Source organism: Acinetobacter sp. 766875 (assembly GCF_000582055.1).
Lineage (GTDB): Bacteria > Pseudomonadota > Gammaproteobacteria > Pseudomonadales > Moraxellaceae > Acinetobacter > Acinetobacter nosocomialis.
The window spans coordinates 280,337-296,413 of the sequence record NZ_JEXX01000001.1 but is presented as its reverse complement, the minus strand read 5'-3'; the positions used below and the strand labels follow the sequence as shown (position 1 = coordinate 296,413).

The following is a 16,077-nucleotide window of genomic DNA, read 5'->3' as shown; positions in this document are numbered from 1 at the left end:
AAAATTAGACATTTTATCTAAACATATATATTTTATCTAAACAAGGCTACTATCTTGTGTATTCCTTGAGCAATACCAAATCTTGCATCCGAAAACATTGAATAGAATTAGGTTTAATTATGAAAAATTTAACCCTTCCCACTTATGAAGATGTCGCAGCCGCTGCTGAACGTATAAAAGGTTTTGCAAATAAGACTCCTGTTTTAACTTCACGTACTGTTAATAATGAATTTAAAGCAGAAGTATTCTTTAAATGTGAGAATTTTCAGCGAGTTGGTGCTTTCAAATTTCGTGGTGCAATAAATGCGCTTTTACAATTCAATGAAGCTCAGAAAAAAGCTGGCGTGGTCGCTTTCTCTTCGGGAAATCATGCACAGGCGATTGCGCTCGCATCAAAAATTCTTGGTATTCCAGCAACAATCATCATGCCTAAAGATGCACCTGCTGCAAAAATGGCAGCGACCCGAGAGTACGACGCCGATATTGTTGAATTTGACCGTTATACCGAAGATCGGGAAAAAATTGGTAAAGAGATTGCCGAAAAAAATGGCCTGACACTCATTCCATCTTATGACCATCCACATGTAATTGCGGGTCAAGGAACGGCTGCAAAAGAGTTATTTGAAGAAGTCGGCGAATTAGATTACCTGTTCGTATGTTTAGGTGGTGGCGGTTTATTGGCAGGTTCTGCCCTCTCTGCTCGCCAGCTTTCTCCGAACTGTAAAATATATGGCGTTGAGCCTGCTTTAGGAAATGATGGGCAAATGTCTTTTAGAAAGGGAGAAATTGTTCATATTGATACACCACAAACCATTGCCGATGGTGCTCAAACGCAATATTTAGGCAAATTAACATTCCCTATTATTCAACAAAAAGTTGATGATATTTTGACAGTCACAGATGAAGACCTCATTAGCTGTATGAAGTTTTTTGCTGAAAGAATGAAAATGGTCGTTGAACCAACAGGATGTCTTGGTTTTGCTGCTGCGCGTAATTTAAAGCATGAGTTAAAAGGCAAACGTATAGGCATCATTATTAGTGGTGGCAACGTTGATATTTCTAAATATGTAGAGTTTTTATCTGCTTAATAAAAGTCGGTGTCTATCTATGATGTTAGGTAAAGCTTCATAGATAGACATCCAATCTGTATTAACTTTTCGATTTATTTCGTCTTAATTTAAATAAAATGTAGTGTTAAATCAGTCCTCGCAGAAAATATTCCAGCATCTTCTCTTTTTGAGTTGTCTTATCTGAACTTAAAAGCTGAATAATGGCGCCCTCAATCATATATAAAAAGAGTTTGGCATCGGTAAAAGAAGCATCGGTTTTAAGTAATCTAAGCTGGCTATAAATTTCATTGGTCAGCCATGTTCTGTATCTCACCGCGGTTTTATAAGCTTTTGGATAACTATTTTTAGTTTCAAAAATAGCCTTAAATAATAAGTAGTACGGGCCTTCTAAGTCGGTATGTACAACATACAACTTCTTGAGTTTATCGATAGTGCTTGTGTCATGGTCATACTCGACCAGTGCAACCACTTGGTCTTGGAGGCGTTCTTTTTGTACGATTAAACAGATTTCGATGAAGCGTTCTTTAGAGTGAAAATAATTATAAAATGTCATTTTATTCACTTCGGTTTCCTTCACAATTTTGTCGACACCGACCATGTGAAACCCACCGTGATGGAACAGATTTATTCCTTTTTTTACAACTTCTAAAGCACGTGTTGGGAGAATAAAATTTGACATAGTTTTACCGTTATAAAAATAAATTTTTGTTGTATATAAATGAGATAAAAAAAGCCTGTGTCCTTTCTAGGAGAAAAAAAGGCACAGCAAAGCCCCTAAAGACTGTGCTTGGCACATCTCAAGTTTTATTGTTGATACAAGTTTTTTGAGCCGTAATGACTTAAAGCCTGAAAACCCTATAGGTCATCAAGCTGCTTTAAATTTTTAAGTGGTGTCGTTATAGCTTTTGGCAACGGCTGCCAAGAAATAATGGATGTACAAAGCCAACTCCTTTTTATAGGGAGTTCTGCCAGACATTTATAGAATTATGGTGGCAGAACGGAAGAAGGTTGACAGACTAGTATTATCTCAAACTAGCACACCCGTAGGTGTCCCTCTCCCGTCCTACCGCTACGGGAAAGAGACGAGTGGCACACCACACAAGACTATTCCTCAGAAGGAATAACTCTGATGCGGGAGATAATATTCAGCCTGTCAAAGCCGGCTGGCAATGTGGCCAGCAGGCAAAGAATAGTGCCCAACCCTTTTGCAGTCAAGCACACAAAATGACATTTGCTTTAATTTAGATCATTAAAAAGTAAGAATAAATAATAGTTAAGTGATTGTTAAAGTGGGGTTTATAAAGGTGGGGTTATGAAAAGGTTGAAATGTGATTTTGTCTTTCAGCATCTGATCTTTTTTGTGTTTTATATATAGTTCTTAGGTAATATAGGTTTAAGTATTTATGAATTTCATCAACTAGTATGCCTAAGTTTTAAATATTAAATATCAAAAACAAATTTATATTTAATTTATTAAAGGGGGAAAAATGGCTTTAATATCATGCCCAGAATGTAAGAAAGAAATTAGTGATCAAGCTAAAAGTTGTCCTCACTGCGGTTTTCCTATAGAAAATCTTAGAAACCCATTTCTTAAAACAAATGCATCAAGAACAACGCCTCCGCCTTTACCTGATATGTTAAGTAATAAGAGCAACCTTTCCAGCAGCTCACAAGAAATATCTTCGTCTCAAAACTCAAAGATACGTACTAAACTTTTTAATCTTTTACTATGGGTTATCATCTTAGGTATTCCAATAATGCTCTTCGCTAATATTGGTTCAGAGACAAAATCAAATAATAAAATCGGAGATAAAAGCAATATATCTTCAGCAAAACCTATTAATGAATATGCATATAATGACTATACAAAAGATCAATTCCCTAAGCTTTATGCTGAATGGGGAAGTAAATGGGTTAAGAAAATTACTAATGTAGAAAAAGCAGCAGTACAGAAAGTCGCTAATAGCGAAAATACTTGTGATTCAATTGAAGAAGCTGGTATCTCTACAACGCGAAGCATACCTAAAAAAGAAATTGTTATTTATGTTAATTGCGCAAACGGCGAGCATTTTTATGTTTCAGAAAAGGAATTAAAAGAGGATAAACAGATACTATCTCAGGCACAAAAATCAGTAGATGTAGATGAAGCTATAAGCCGATGTAAGCAACTAATTAGAGTTAATGAAACGCATCCCTTATCAATCAAATATGGGAATATCGATACTTTTAAAGCGCAAGGTAATGGCAATATTGTTGTATCTGTATTGTATGAATCAAAAAATGATCTAGGTGGAGAACTTCCACATAAGGTGAAATGCTATATTCCACCTGAAGGAAAAGATGAAATCTCAAAAATAGAATAATATAAAAGAAGATGATCAACTTGAATTAGAGTAACCGTCTAAAATAGTTCTCGAATCATGAAAAAAAGGCTTAAATCTTCTAAATTTAAGCCTTTAAAAAGCCTCTTATTTCCGCGCATATAAAATCAATCAAGGCATCCCTAAATCTCTACTTGACTCCCCATTTCCACCACTCGGTTAGCGGGTATCTGGAAGAAATCACTAGCAGGACTCGTATTAAGTTGCATAGAAATGAACAGTTTTTCGCGCCATGAAACAATACCATCACCTACGTTATGAATTACACGTTCACGTGATACAAAAAAGCTTGTGTCCATAATGTTATATGGTTGATTCAACTTAGTTAAAGCTTGTTCTAATGCTTGAGGTACATTGGGCTGCTCTTTAAATCCATAATAAGCACTAACACGTAAAAAATGCTTATCTAATACTTCGACATCAATACGTTCTGATTCATCTACATATGGAATGTCACGAGTATTGATAGTGATCAAAATATTACGTTCATGAAGTATTTTGTTATGTTTTAAATTATGTAATAAAGCATGAGGAACAACTTTTGGACTACTTGTCATAAATACAGCCGTTCCACCCACCATATAAGCACTAGACTCCAAGCTCTTAATAAATAAATCTAATGGCATAGTGTCACTTTGCAACTTGCGCAGTAGTAACTCACGTCCACGGCGCCATGTTGTCATAATTATAAAAGTGATCGCACCCATCATTAATGGGAACCAGCCGCCATCTACAATTTTTAGTGAAGTTGAAGCAATAAAGAGGAGATCTGGAATTAGCAAAGGTATCGCAATTAACAACATAACCCACGAAGGCCATTTCCATAAGTGATACATGATGAAAGCAACTAAAATCGTATCGCAAAACATAGTCAAAGTTACTGCAATACCATAAGCCGAAGCTAGATTAGCGCTAGATTGAAACATAAGCACTAAACCAATAATCATACCAAGCAACATCCAGTTCAATGCTGGTATATAAATCTGACCAATTTCAGATTCAGAGGTATGATCAATAGCAAAACGTGGTAAATAACCTAATTGGATAGCTTGACGTGCCATAGAAAACACACCTGAAATAACTGCCTGAGAGGCAATTACTGTCGCAGCAGTTGCTAAAGCAATCATAGGATATAATGCTATTTTAGGTACCATCATGAAAAAAGTATTCTCGATGGCCTGCGGGTTTTGCAGAATTAATGCACCTTGTCCCGCATAGTTTAATACCAAGCATGGTAACGCAACAAAAAACCAAGCTAATTGAATTGGCTTACGACCAAAATGGCCCATATCCGCATATAACGCCTCTCCACCTGTAATCGTCAATACAACTGCTCCCATAACTACAAATGCAGTCACGGGGTTATTTTCAATGAAAGGAAAAGCCCAATACGGATTAAGCATATTCAAGATAAAAGGGTTCTTGATAATGTGAGATAGGCCAATAATACCTAATGAGAAAAACCACAGTAGCATGATAGGTCCAAAAAAACGGCCCACTGATCCAGTTCCCTTTTTCTGAATCATAAATAATCCAATTAGAATCACAATCGTAATTGGTATTACATACGGTGTAAAAATAGGGGTTGCTACCGACAATCCCTCTACTGCTGACAATACTGAAATAGCTGGGGTAATAATGCCATCACCAAAAAACAATGAAGCACCAAATAAACCAATTGTAATTAACCCAAAGCGCACTTTAGGCCCAATTTGCTTATTGTGCATGTTAAGAGCTAATAAAGCTAAAATGCCGCCCTCACCATGATTATCAGCACGCATAATTAACATACTAAATTTCAAGGACACCACGATCATCAGTGCCCAAAAAATCAATGATAAAATGCCTAGAACATTTGCTTCATTTATAGGAACATTATGTGATGTATGAAAACATTGGGTAAAAGCGTAAAGTGGGCTAGTACCGATATCACCAAAAACTACCCCTAAAGCACCCAATGTCATTGCTGACATTTTTTGACGTCCAATCTCATGTGAACTCATCCATATCTCCTTGATATGAAATTATTATTCTTATATAGAAGTACTAACACCTATAACCCAATATCATTGATCAAAATATAAAAATCAAGAGCATTAATAATCAATAAGATATTACTTCCTATAATAAGGGGGACTATAAACACAAAATTAGTCTACTCTCATAGTATTTGAATTCTAAACTTGACTAATTTTCGTACTTATCCACATTAAGGCGTGAATTAATTCCCCGAAAATACCCCGAAAATAAAAAACCGCCATTTAAGGCGGTTTTTTAAATTGCTGATTTAACAGCGAATCTTGGTAGGTATATCCAGACTCGAACTGGAGACCTCTACGATGTCAACGTAGCGCTCTAACCAACTGAGCTATACACCTAGAATGGAAAGCATCATATTCATTTTTCAAAAGCAAAACAAGAGATTTGCCATTGAAAAAAATACAAATGAGCAGACTTTGAGCAAACTTTTTTCATTTTCCAAAAAGTAAAACGGTACATGGTTCAACCACATACCGTCTTTGTTTAACCAAATATCAAGCTTAACTTAACATGGGCATTTCTTCAAAGTACCACCTGCCGATGGATAACGCACATCAACACAATGTCGATAGAAAGTCTTTGCATCCATAGGTGTTAAATCTGGATGATGGGCTTTCATATGCTCCAAATATGTTTGATAGTCCGGCACGCCAACCATCAGTCGGAAGCTTTGCTGTAAACGTTGCCACAAGGTTGCTATACGCGACCAGTTCTTTGGAGAAAGTAATAGCTCTTTTTGCGAGAGCACTGTCATTTTGATGATTTTCGCAATAATGACAGTTCCATTTTTTGCAAATTTAAAATTCATCTTTATTCTCCTCGAGTGGTAACCACTTCAGGATCGGCATATACCGCAGGCGCTTCATTTACAGTCGGTTTCGGACTCGCTAAAGCACGGCGAACAATACCAATTGAGGCAATAATCATGACAATCGATACAATCATAAAGAAGCCACAAAGCGCAGCATTAATCTGATTCGACATCACAATGTTTTGCATTTCAGCAATAGTTTTGGCTGGTTTAATAATTTCACCACGAGCAATCGCGTCAGAGAACTTATGCGCTTGCGCCAAGAAACCAATTTTTGGGTTTTCGTGGAAAATCTTTTGCCAGCCTGCTGTCATACAGGTAATGAATAAGAAAATTGTTGGGATAATCGTCACCCATACATATTTTTCTTTTTTCATTTTAAACAGAATGACTGTACCTAAAATAAGTGCCATAGAAGCCAGCATTTGGTTACCAACACCAAATAAAGGCCATAATGAATTAACACCACCAAGTGGGTCAATCACACCTTGATAGACAAAGAAGCCCCATCCACCAACTGCAACCGCTGTACCAACCAAATTACCAAAGAATGAACCTGATGCTTTAACCGCAGGAATAACAATACCTACCGTGTCTTGCACCATGAAACGACAAGCGCGAGTACCGGCATCGACAGCAGTTAAAATAAACAATGCTTCAAACAAAATGGCAAAGTGATACCAAAATGCCATCATTTGGCGGCTATTAAAAATTTCAGAAATGATATGAGCCATACCAATAGCGAAGGTAGGTGCACCACCTGTACGTGAAAGAATCGAGCTTTCACCTACTTCTTGAGCCAACACGGTCAGCATTTCTGGGGTAACAACAAAACCTAAGTTACGTACAGCTTCTGCCGCAGTTTCTACAGTTGTACCGAGTACTGCCGCTGGCGCATTAATCGCAAAGTACACACCTGGGTCTAACACTGTCGCACAGATCATTGCCATGATCCCGACAAAAGACTCCATAAGCATACCGCCATAGCCAATCATGCGCATGTCAGCTTCGTTATCGACGAGTTTTGGTGTTGTACCACTAGAAACAAGCGCATGGAAACCAGAAATGGCACCACAGGCAATGGTAATAAATAGGAATGGGAATAAGCTACCTGAGAAAACTGGACCTGTACCATCAATGAAGTGGGTTACAGCCGGCATTTTCAATTCAGGTAATGCAATGATAATACCCACCGCCAAACCAAGAATCACCCCGATTTTGAGGAAGGTAGATAAATAATCACGCGGTGCTAATAACAACCAAACTGGCAATACCGATGCGATAAAACCATAAATGATGAGACACCAAGTAAGTTGTGTACCCGTTAAAGTGAAGAACTCACCCCAGTATGGGTCTGCTGCAACATGTCCACCATAGACAATTGCCAGCATCATTAAAACAAAGCCAATAATTGAAACTTCTGCAATACGTCCCGGACGGATAAAGCGCATATAAACGCCCATGAACAATGCAATTGGAATGGTTGCTGCAATACTAAAGACACCCCATGGACTATGTGCAAGTGCTTTAACAACCACCAACGCCAGTACCGCAAGGATAATAATCATTACCCCAAGCGCACCGAGCATTACGACAATACCAGCAAAAGAACCAAGCTCCTGCTTTGCCATTTCACCAAGTGAACGACCATCACGGCGTGTTGAGATAAATAAGACTAAAAAGTCTTGTACTGCCCCCGCCAACACAACACCGACCAATAACCAAATCGTTCCTGGTAAAAAGCCCATTTGTGCAGCCAGAATTGGTCCAACTAACGGTCCTGCCCCTGCAATTGCAGCAAAGTGATGACCGAAAAGCACATATTTATTAGTGGGTACATAATCCAGACCATCGGCTAAACGATGTGCTGGGGTTAAACGTCTTGGGTTTAATTCAAATACTTTAGTTGCAATAAATAGACTATAAAATCGATATGCGATGCTATATACACATGCTGCAGCCAGTACAAGCCAAACCGCGTTAACATGTTCACCACGACTGAGTGCCAGCATCCCAAAAGAAATTGCACCTATAATTGCCACTAGGCTCCAGACCAGCTTGGAGGGAAGCGTAGATTTCGCTTGCATTGTGTCCATTCTTAACCTCTCAATAAATAACTACAGCATTTTTATATTGTTATGTACTGTTTCTCTTAATCCCTGTGACTCTACTCCTCCTTTTTCTTTTTTCCTCTTATACTTTCGCATAAAAAAAGGGATGATTTACATCATCCCTTCGATAATAGTTTATTTTTTAACTATTATGCACGCTCTAAATACTCACCCGTACGAGTATCTACACGAACGCTTTCTTCTTGCTGAACAAATAACGGAACACGAACAACCGCACCTGTTTCAAGCTTAGCTGGTTTACCGCCACCGCCAGATGTATCACCACGTACGCCCGGATCAGTTTCAACGATTTTTAATACAACGAAGTTCGGTGGGTTTACAGTTAAAGGTACACCGTTGAACAACATAATTGTACATTTTTCATTTGAATCGTCTTTTAACCATTTAGCAGCATCGCCCATTGCAGTTTTGTCTGCAGCGATTTGCTCAAAAGTTACAGGATCCATGAAGTTCCACATTTCACCATCGTTGTATAAGTAATCCATTTCAACTTCAACGATGTCAGCCGCTTCTAAAGAGTCACCTGATTTGAAAGTTTTTTCTAATACTTTGCCAGTTTTAAGGTTACGTAATTTTACACGGTTGAACGCTTGACCTTTACCTGGTTTTACATATTCGTTTTCCATGATAGAACATGGGTTACCATCAAGCATAACCTTAAGGCCAGCTTTGAAATCATTTGTAGAATAATAGGCCATGAAAGGCACACTCCAAACTTAACAAGTCAACTATGCGATATAATGCGTTGTTGCATTATCTTAATCGTGTCAAATGATAAACTATTTATACCAAGAGCAAAACTGGCAATCACAACTCAGTGACCTTATTACTGATCCTTCTGAACTGCTAAGCCTACTCGAGTTATCCTCAGATCAGCTATTATCAGGTGCGATTCTGGCTTCTGAAAAGTTTAAATTGCGTGTTCCTCGTGCGTTCGTCGGAAAAATGAACGCTAAAAACCCGCTTGACCCGCTTTTACTACAAGTATTACCTCATCATTTAGAGCTTGAAGAGCATCCTGAGTTTGTAACCGACCCTTTAGGTGAAGAAGCAGCCAACCAGTTACCAGGTGTTTTACATAAATATAAATCTCGTTTTTTACTGACCTTAACAGGCGCATGTGCTGTGCATTGTCGTTACTGTTTCCGTCGTCACTTCCCCTATCAGGAAAATCTGCCAAAAAATGATGATTGGCTCAATATTAAAAATTATATCGAAGCTAATCCCGATATTAATGAAGTGATTTTAAGTGGAGGTGACCCCCTTACACTTTCTAATCGTAAGCTTGCACTTTGGCTAGAACGCTTATCATCTCTCAAACAAGTTAAGATTTTGCGAATTCATTCACGAGTTCCAATTGTCATTCCAAATCGAATCGACGAAGAGCTTATTTCTTTATTAAAAAACAGTAGGCTGCGTATTATTCTGGTGGTACACTCAAACCATGCTTCTGAACTCGATGACTTTACTTGTTCAAAGTTGATGGAGTTATCTTCGCACCACATTACTGTACTAAATCAGGCTGTATTGCTAAAAGGTGTCAATGATTCTGCTCAAACTTTAACTGATTTAAGTTATCGTCTATTTGAAGCTCGCGTTATGCCATATTACTTACACGTATTAGATAAAGTAAAAGGCGCACAACATTTTGATTTAATGCCATCTGAAATAGATGCGATATATCAAGACGTGTTAGCGAGCCTACCTGGATATCTGGTTCCTAAACTCGTCAGGGAAATTGCGGGCGAAAAGAATAAAACACCGCTTTTTGGGGCTACAACTTTTTGAGTTATATAATAAGTGATGATGAATAATGCACTTTCGGACATTTTTCACAATCAAACCTCACGTACCCGTGAACGGTTAAGCTTTTGTGAAGCCAACATTAAAGATCTTAATGAATGGGTCACTACCCTTTCTATTATGCAATTGGGTGATACTTCAAAAGCGCTATTTACCGCAATTTTGGAGTTAAATGAATTAAATTGCAGTGAAACGCTCCGCTTTGACTTAATTCAAACGCTTCACCCAACTATTAATAATGTTTTGGCAAGCTTAGAAAAAAACTTCTTTAACCAAGGGGTGATTAGTACCGACCGTAACGAGCATATTATTGAGCTGGCAATGCTGCTGCGTTGTTATTTTGCCAGCATTTATTTAAATATTGCACAGACCAGCCACGAGCAGCTACAAAGACAAAAATTCTCTTTATTTTCTTTTAAACAAAAGAAAAACTTACAAACTGCGCGTATTTTGGCGACATTCCATGCATTGCAGCAACTCACCAACCTTTTATACCAACAGCATATGCTCTACAGCGAACCTGTAAAAGGCCAATGGTTAATTGCACATCAACTTTATGAAACAGCTGTTCAGTATAAATATCATTTAACCAATATTAATCATATTCAAGGTGTACAGCACCCTTTAGCAAATATTACACAGGCATATGCACAGCTGATTTTATTAGATATTTTTAATACCAATCAGATTCGTCAATCAGAAATTCAGGCTTTGTTTCAATGTAGTTTTGACTGGGCACGCATGATTCAAATCTTGCCTAAAGACTCTGCTTTAACTAAATATGTAGTCGATCCGACTAAAGACCATCCGCCTGTATATAACAAAAAGCAAAGCTCAAATTTCAACCCAAGCATTTTCATTAGTACACAAGCCTTGCTTGAGCATGTGACTGCTACCATGCATAAAAATGCTCAATACATGTCTAAAAATGAAAAGATTTATTTGAGTCCAGCACTAAAATTCCACGTTCAAACCATTTTGGGTACCACAGCACAGCGCCGTCATGAACGTTATGAATACAATGCTGCACTGCAAATCTGTTTTGGCTTAAGTACTGCTCATTTTTATTTATCCAAAGCAAAAAACTTTGAAGAAACGCTACAGCTTAACAATAACTATAATCTACAAAGTGAATCAAAAGTTTTATCAAACTTAGAAAAAAAAGAGCAACAGACCAGCTCGTATCAACGCTTGAGTCGTGAGAGCAAGACGATTTACCAAACTACAGTGCTTGATATTAGTGTTAATGGCTATCGTATTAAATGGTCTGGTGAAGCCCCTAAAAACTTAAGAACTGGCGAATATATTTTAGTCAAAGAAACGCTGCATGGTCAGTGGCGTGGCGGTGTGATTCGCTGGATTAAACAATCGACTGAAAAAAGTCTGGAGCTGGGTTTAGAAATTCTTTCGCAAGCCATGTTCCCTTGTGCCGTACATATTCAGGCAGAGCGCCATACTCGTAATTACCACCCTGCACTATTACTACAAACTCAAAACCTAGAAGAAATACAAAACACACTTATTTTACCGGGGTCTCAAATTTTTAGAGAGCAACAAACAATTCATTTACGATTGGGGACAGAAGAAATCAAAGTGTATCTACTCAAAGCACAACTCATTACTCAAAGTTTTATTCAATTTCAATTTGAACTTTTGAATGAGCAGCAACAACATCTGCTTGATCAGTTCATGCTGAAAAAGAATAGTAACGCGAATAACCAAGATTTATGGGAAGCATTAAAGTGAGAAACTCTTTACTATCTAAAAAGTTAAAACGTACTGAAATACGTTTACTCATTATTGATGATAACCAGTTACGTTATAACCAAATTTTAACTTTATTATCGGGGAATGATTATCAAGTTAATGCCTTATTACTTGATGATTTAAAAAGTTTTGAAAAGCAGTTAAATACATCGTGGGATGTCATTATTTTTGGTCGTGCGTACGATCTGAAAATTGAACAAACTCTCTCCCTTGTTCAAGCCTCAGAACAGCCGCAACTTCCAATTTTACTTTTACAACCAGATGACTACCAATCATCGCAATATCAAAACTATATTCAAAAAGGCATTTATGATGTAGTTCCATTAGAACCTTTGGACTATTTCTATATTACGCTTGTTCGAGCGCTGTCATATAGCCGACTTTTACAGAAAGAACAGCGCCTTTTGGCTGAGCTTGATACCATTCATACACATACGCAAACACTGGTCGATAGCAGCCATAAAGCGGTCGCTATTTTTCAAGAAGGTATACATATTAAGGCAAATACCGAATATTTGAATCTTTTTGGTTTCCAGCAAGAAGAAGATATTATTGGTTTGCCGATTTTAGATGTCTTACAACCTAACGATTTAAATATTTTTAAACAACGTTTTAAGAAGATTTCTTTAGGCCAGTTTGATCAAGCACGTTTCGAAATTCAAAGTCAGCATCAAGCTATTTCTGGTAATAATGCTTTAAAACTGGAATTTATTCCGAGCCAAGAAGAAGATGCTGTACAACTGACCATCGACTATCAAGTTGATTTAAAAACACCAGCAAATACAGCACTAACAGAGAAAACGACTGGATTAAGTGCAGCTTGGCCACAGATTAATCGTCATTTATCGACCCACCCTGCCCAAGCAAATGCTCTAGTTCTATTTAGACTTGCACAGTGTCCAGAACGACTTTTTCAACAAGGTTGGCAAACTTTAGGACTTTATTTCAATCAGCTACATGGTTTTTTAAAAGACCATGCTCAGATGCCGATTTTCCAAGTCGACTTGGGCAGTTATGTCGGGATTTTACAAGCTGAAAATAGTACGGTTTTAAATTCTCAGTTGACGAGTTTACAAACTTTGCAAAAAGAACACTTGTTAAAAGTGAATGAGCAAAACTTTTCGGTACAGTTAAAACTTGGCTATGCTCCGCTTAACCAACCATTAACTGAAACTACATTTAGCTCATTACTTAATGAAGCTGAAAAGCAGAACCTACCTCAAGTTACCCCTCAGCTTGAAATAACGCCTATTGTAGAAAAACCAGTTTCGCCGAGCATTGAAGCTGTTCCTCTTGATTTAACGATTGAGCACTTTGAGGTGACTTCGCAGTCTTCTTTGCTACAGCAGTTGAAACAAAAATTAGCTAAAGGTGAGATACATCTTAAGTATCAGCAAATTTACGATAAACATGATGAAGAAACTCATAACTATGAAGTAACGAGTGGCTTTATTGCAGACGAACAATGGCATGATTTAAATGACTTAGCTGAATTAAAAGAAGATGCTGAACTATCAATTCAACTAGATCGCTGGATATTAGTAGAAGCCTGTAAACAGCTTCATAATTTCATTGCTCAGTATCCTAAAGCAAGGCTCATTATTAACCTTAATATTGATATTTTGCTGAAAGATAAAACCTTCCCTGAGCTGATTTCCAAACTGCTTACTATCATTGGTAGTAAACTTGAATGTCCTTTGATTTTGCAATTTTCGGAACAAGCTCTTCAGCACTACCTTCCAACAGTTCAACCGCTGATTGGTCGTTTACGTCAACATGGTGCAGAAGTTTCAATCCGAGACTTTGCTTCTTCTATATATAGCGATTCAATTTTACAGCAGCTTGATATCCAGCTTGTAAAACTGCAGTCTAGCAAAACTGATCTATTAAGCTCAGACCAAGGACTCAATAGCTTGCAAGAAAAAGTATTGAACTATTTGACTGTAAAACCAATTGGAATTTTATTAGCTAACTTAAATGACATGAACCTGTTTGCCAATGCATGGAATGTGGAAACACGTTTCTTACAAGGTGATTATTTTCAGAAGAAGCTTGATCGTTTAACAGATGTGCAAGACCAGTAATGGTCTTGGACGCTAAAAACAAAAAACGGGCATAAGCCCGTTTTTTATTTCGTTTTGAAGTATTAACGCTTGATAGAGCGAGACATACCAGCAAAACGTTGTTTGAATTTGTCAATACGACCACCAGTGTCTACATTCTTTTGTTTACCAGTGTAGAAAGGGTGGCAAGCTGAACATACGTCAAGGTAAATAGTTTCTTTACCTAAAGCAGAACGAGTTTCGATTACGTTACCGCATGAGCAAGTTGCAACTAATTTTTCATATTTTGGGTGAATATCGGCGCGCATCGTCGATTACTCCTAATTGAAGAAAGGCTTAAGCTGTCATCGCAATTGATCACTCTCAATTAAATTGAGGAAAGCTTTTACAAGCAGATCAACACCACAACAGACCATTCTTTTGGCCCACCGAAACCTCTAGGGTTAGAGCTAAGCACAACAAGTGGACAGTATTATACGCCATATAATTTTTTTTTGCGAATTAATCTTGGGATTTAGCCCAGTAATTTGCGATTACTCCACACACCATTAACTGTATTTGGTGAAATATCATAATTGGCAATACAATCATTCCTAAAGGCTGACCAATAAATAAGATTTGTGCCATTGGTACACCACTTGCCAAGGTCTTTTTTGAGCCGCAAAAGAAAACAGTAATCTGATCGGCACGACTAAAACCAAAAGCACGCGGTAAATACAGGGCAAGCAACATAATAATAGTCAGTAATACAGAGCAAGCGAGCGCCAAAAGAAGTAAGGTTTTCCAGTTTACTTGATGCCAAAGTCCAGCAACCACCGCTCCACTAAATGCACCATACACCACCATCAAAATTGAGCCTTGATCGAACGCTTTTACAATACTTGGTACTTTTGCCATATATGGAAAAACATAAGGACGAAGCAATTGCCCTAAAACAAATGGTACCAATAACAACAGCGTAATTTCTACAATAGATGATGTTGGATCAAAGCCATGCTGACTTTGTCCTAAAATAAAGAAACTCACTAAAACTGGTGTAATGAACATGCCAACCAAGTTTGAAAAAGATGCACTACATACCGCCCCTGCTACATTTCCTTTTGCCACTGAAGTAAAAGCAATAGAAGACTGAACCGTAGAAGGTAAGAAACACATAAACAGGAAGCCCCAATAGAGCTGCTGTCCTAATAAGGGCAAAAGAATAGGTTTAGCCAATAAACCAAGGGCAGGAAAAATAAAGAACGTAATTGCAAATACCAACAAGTGCATTTTCCAATGCAAAATACCTTCAATGACTGCCTCACGAGACAACTTAGCTCCATGAAGGAAGAATAAAATTGCAATCGCGACTGTAGTTAATGTATTGAAATACTGCGCAGCTTGACCACTGACTGGAAAAAATGTTGCTAGTAGCACCATACCAACCAACAAAATTGTAAATCGATCAAGTGCCAAGAACTTCAGCATGTTCACATCCTATGATTATTTTAGACAAATAAAAACCCAGTTGATAAATTGACCATTTGGTCAAGCCTTCATCATACTGGGCTATAAAAATAAAGCTAGGATTTTAAGACCTAAATCTTAAAGCGCCAAAGTCAATTATTTAATTATTTCTAGCATTTGCATCTTGCTGAATGAGCTCGATTTTGTAGCCATCTGGATCTTCAACAAAGGCAATAACCGTAACGCCACCCTTCATTGGGCCAGCTTCACGCACAACTTTACCACCACGTGCTTTAATTTCTTCACATGCTTTGTAAGCGTCTTCGACACCAATTGCGATGTGACCATAGGCATTGCCTAAATCATAACTTGATGTATCCCAGTTATGCGTAAGTTCAAGCACGGTATTATTTTCTTCATCGCCATAACCAACAAATGCTAGTGTAAAACGACCTTCTTCATAATCACGCTTACGAAGTAACTTCATCCCTAATACTTCGGTATAGAACTTTAAAGATTGTTCTAAATTGCCTACTCGCAACATTGTATGAAGCATTCGCATGT

General features: G+C 37.7%; 13 protein-coding genes and 1 tRNA gene. 5 read left to right on the top strand and 9 right to left on the bottom strand.

Features of this window, described 5'->3' with window-relative positions; translation table 11 throughout:
• Nucleotides 1-119: 119 nt before the first annotated feature.
• On the top strand, nt 120-1,088 hold the full coding sequence (locus tag J576_RS01340; protein WP_002052719.1) for a threo-3-hydroxy-L-aspartate ammonia-lyase: 969 nt from the start codon (nt 120-122) through the stop codon (nt 1,086-1,088).
• A 106-nt stretch (nt 1,089-1,194) separates the two neighbouring features.
• Here the strand turns inward: J576_RS01340 and J576_RS01335 are convergent, their stop codons facing one another.
• Complete coding sequence (locus J576_RS01335) at nt 1,195-1,749, bottom strand: TetR/AcrR family transcriptional regulator (protein WP_002052712.1); 555 nt, start codon at nt 1,747-1,749, stop codon at nt 1,195-1,197.
• An 808-nt stretch (nt 1,750-2,557) separates the two neighbouring features.
• On the opposite strand from J576_RS01335, the gene J576_RS01325 reads away from it, so the two are divergent.
• Nucleotides 2,558-3,433, top strand: a complete 876-nt coding sequence (locus J576_RS01325; RefSeq protein ID WP_002052791.1) for a zinc ribbon domain-containing protein — start codon at nt 2,558-2,560, stop codon at nt 3,431-3,433.
• Between the two features lie 140 nt (nt 3,434-3,573).
• Here J576_RS01325 and J576_RS01320 read toward each other — a convergent pair whose 3' ends face one another.
• From J576_RS01320 to efp, 5 genes are all read right to left on the bottom strand, one after another.
• Entirely contained in the window at nt 3,574-5,454 is a 1,881-nt protein-coding gene (locus J576_RS01320) for a potassium transporter Kup (protein WP_002052660.1), read from the bottom strand.
• A gap of 298 nt (nt 5,455-5,752) precedes the next feature.
• Nucleotides 5,753-5,829 (bottom strand) — tRNA-Val (locus J576_RS01315).
• 167 nt (nt 5,830-5,996) lie between these two features.
• Nucleotides 5,997-6,299, bottom strand: coding sequence for a YbdD/YjiX family protein (locus J576_RS01310; protein ID WP_002052430.1), 303 nt, complete (start codon nt 6,297-6,299; stop codon nt 5,997-5,999).
• Nucleotides 6,300-6,301: 2 nt separating this feature from the next.
• Nucleotides 6,302-8,398, bottom strand: coding sequence for a carbon starvation CstA family protein (locus J576_RS01305; protein ID WP_016804680.1), 2,097 nt, complete (start codon nt 8,396-8,398; stop codon nt 6,302-6,304).
• Nucleotides 8,399-8,562: 164 nt separating this feature from the next.
• Nucleotides 8,563-9,132 carry an elongation factor P gene (gene efp / locus J576_RS01300; RefSeq protein ID WP_002052936.1) on the bottom strand — a complete coding sequence of 190 codons (570 nt, stop codon included), beginning with the start codon at nt 9,130-9,132 and terminating at the stop codon, nt 8,563-8,565.
• 73 nt (nt 9,133-9,205) lie between these two features.
• On the opposite strand from efp, the gene epmB reads away from it, so the two are divergent.
• Genes epmB through J576_RS01285 form a run of 3 tightly spaced genes read left to right on the top strand, consistent with a single transcriptional unit; the run spans nt 9,206 to nt 14,088 of the window.
• Nucleotides 9,206-10,222, top strand: coding sequence for an EF-P beta-lysylation protein EpmB (epmB, locus tag J576_RS01295; RefSeq protein WP_002052728.1), 1,017 nt, complete (start codon nt 9,206-9,208; stop codon nt 10,220-10,222).
• Nucleotides 10,223-10,237: 15 nt separating this feature from the next.
• Nucleotides 10,238-11,983 (top strand): cyclic-di-GMP receptor FimW-related protein, encoded by a 1,746-nt coding sequence (locus tag J576_RS01290; protein ID WP_004707685.1) that lies wholly within the window; start codon nt 10,238-10,240, stop codon nt 11,981-11,983.
• A complete protein-coding gene (locus J576_RS01285) occupies nt 11,980-14,088 on the top strand; it encodes an EAL domain-containing protein (protein WP_002052928.1) in 2,109 nt (702 codons plus the stop codon). The genes J576_RS01290 and J576_RS01285 overlap by 4 nt, the downstream gene beginning before the upstream one ends.
• Before the next feature lie 62 nt (nt 14,089-14,150).
• Here the strand turns inward: J576_RS01285 and rpmE are convergent, their stop codons facing one another.
• The 3 genes from rpmE to gloA all read right to left on the bottom strand — a co-directional run bounded on the left by rpmE (nt 14,151) and on the right by gloA (nt 16,075).
• A complete protein-coding gene (gene rpmE / locus J576_RS01280) occupies nt 14,151-14,375 on the bottom strand; it encodes a 50S ribosomal protein L31 (protein ID WP_001200845.1) in 225 nt (74 codons plus the stop codon).
• 193 nt (nt 14,376-14,568) lie between these two features.
• The gene (locus tag J576_RS01275; RefSeq protein WP_106465420.1) at nt 14,569-15,540 is read right to left on the bottom strand and encodes a bile acid:sodium symporter family protein; all 972 of its coding nucleotides are present in this window, start codon (nt 15,538-15,540) and stop codon (nt 14,569-14,571) included.
• Nucleotides 15,541-15,673: 133 nt separating this feature from the next.
• On the bottom strand, nt 15,674-16,075 hold the full coding sequence (gene gloA, locus J576_RS01270) for a lactoylglutathione lyase (RefSeq protein WP_002052709.1): 402 nt from the start codon (nt 16,073-16,075) through the stop codon (nt 15,674-15,676).
• Between the last annotated feature and the right edge of the window lie 2 nt (nt 16,076-16,077).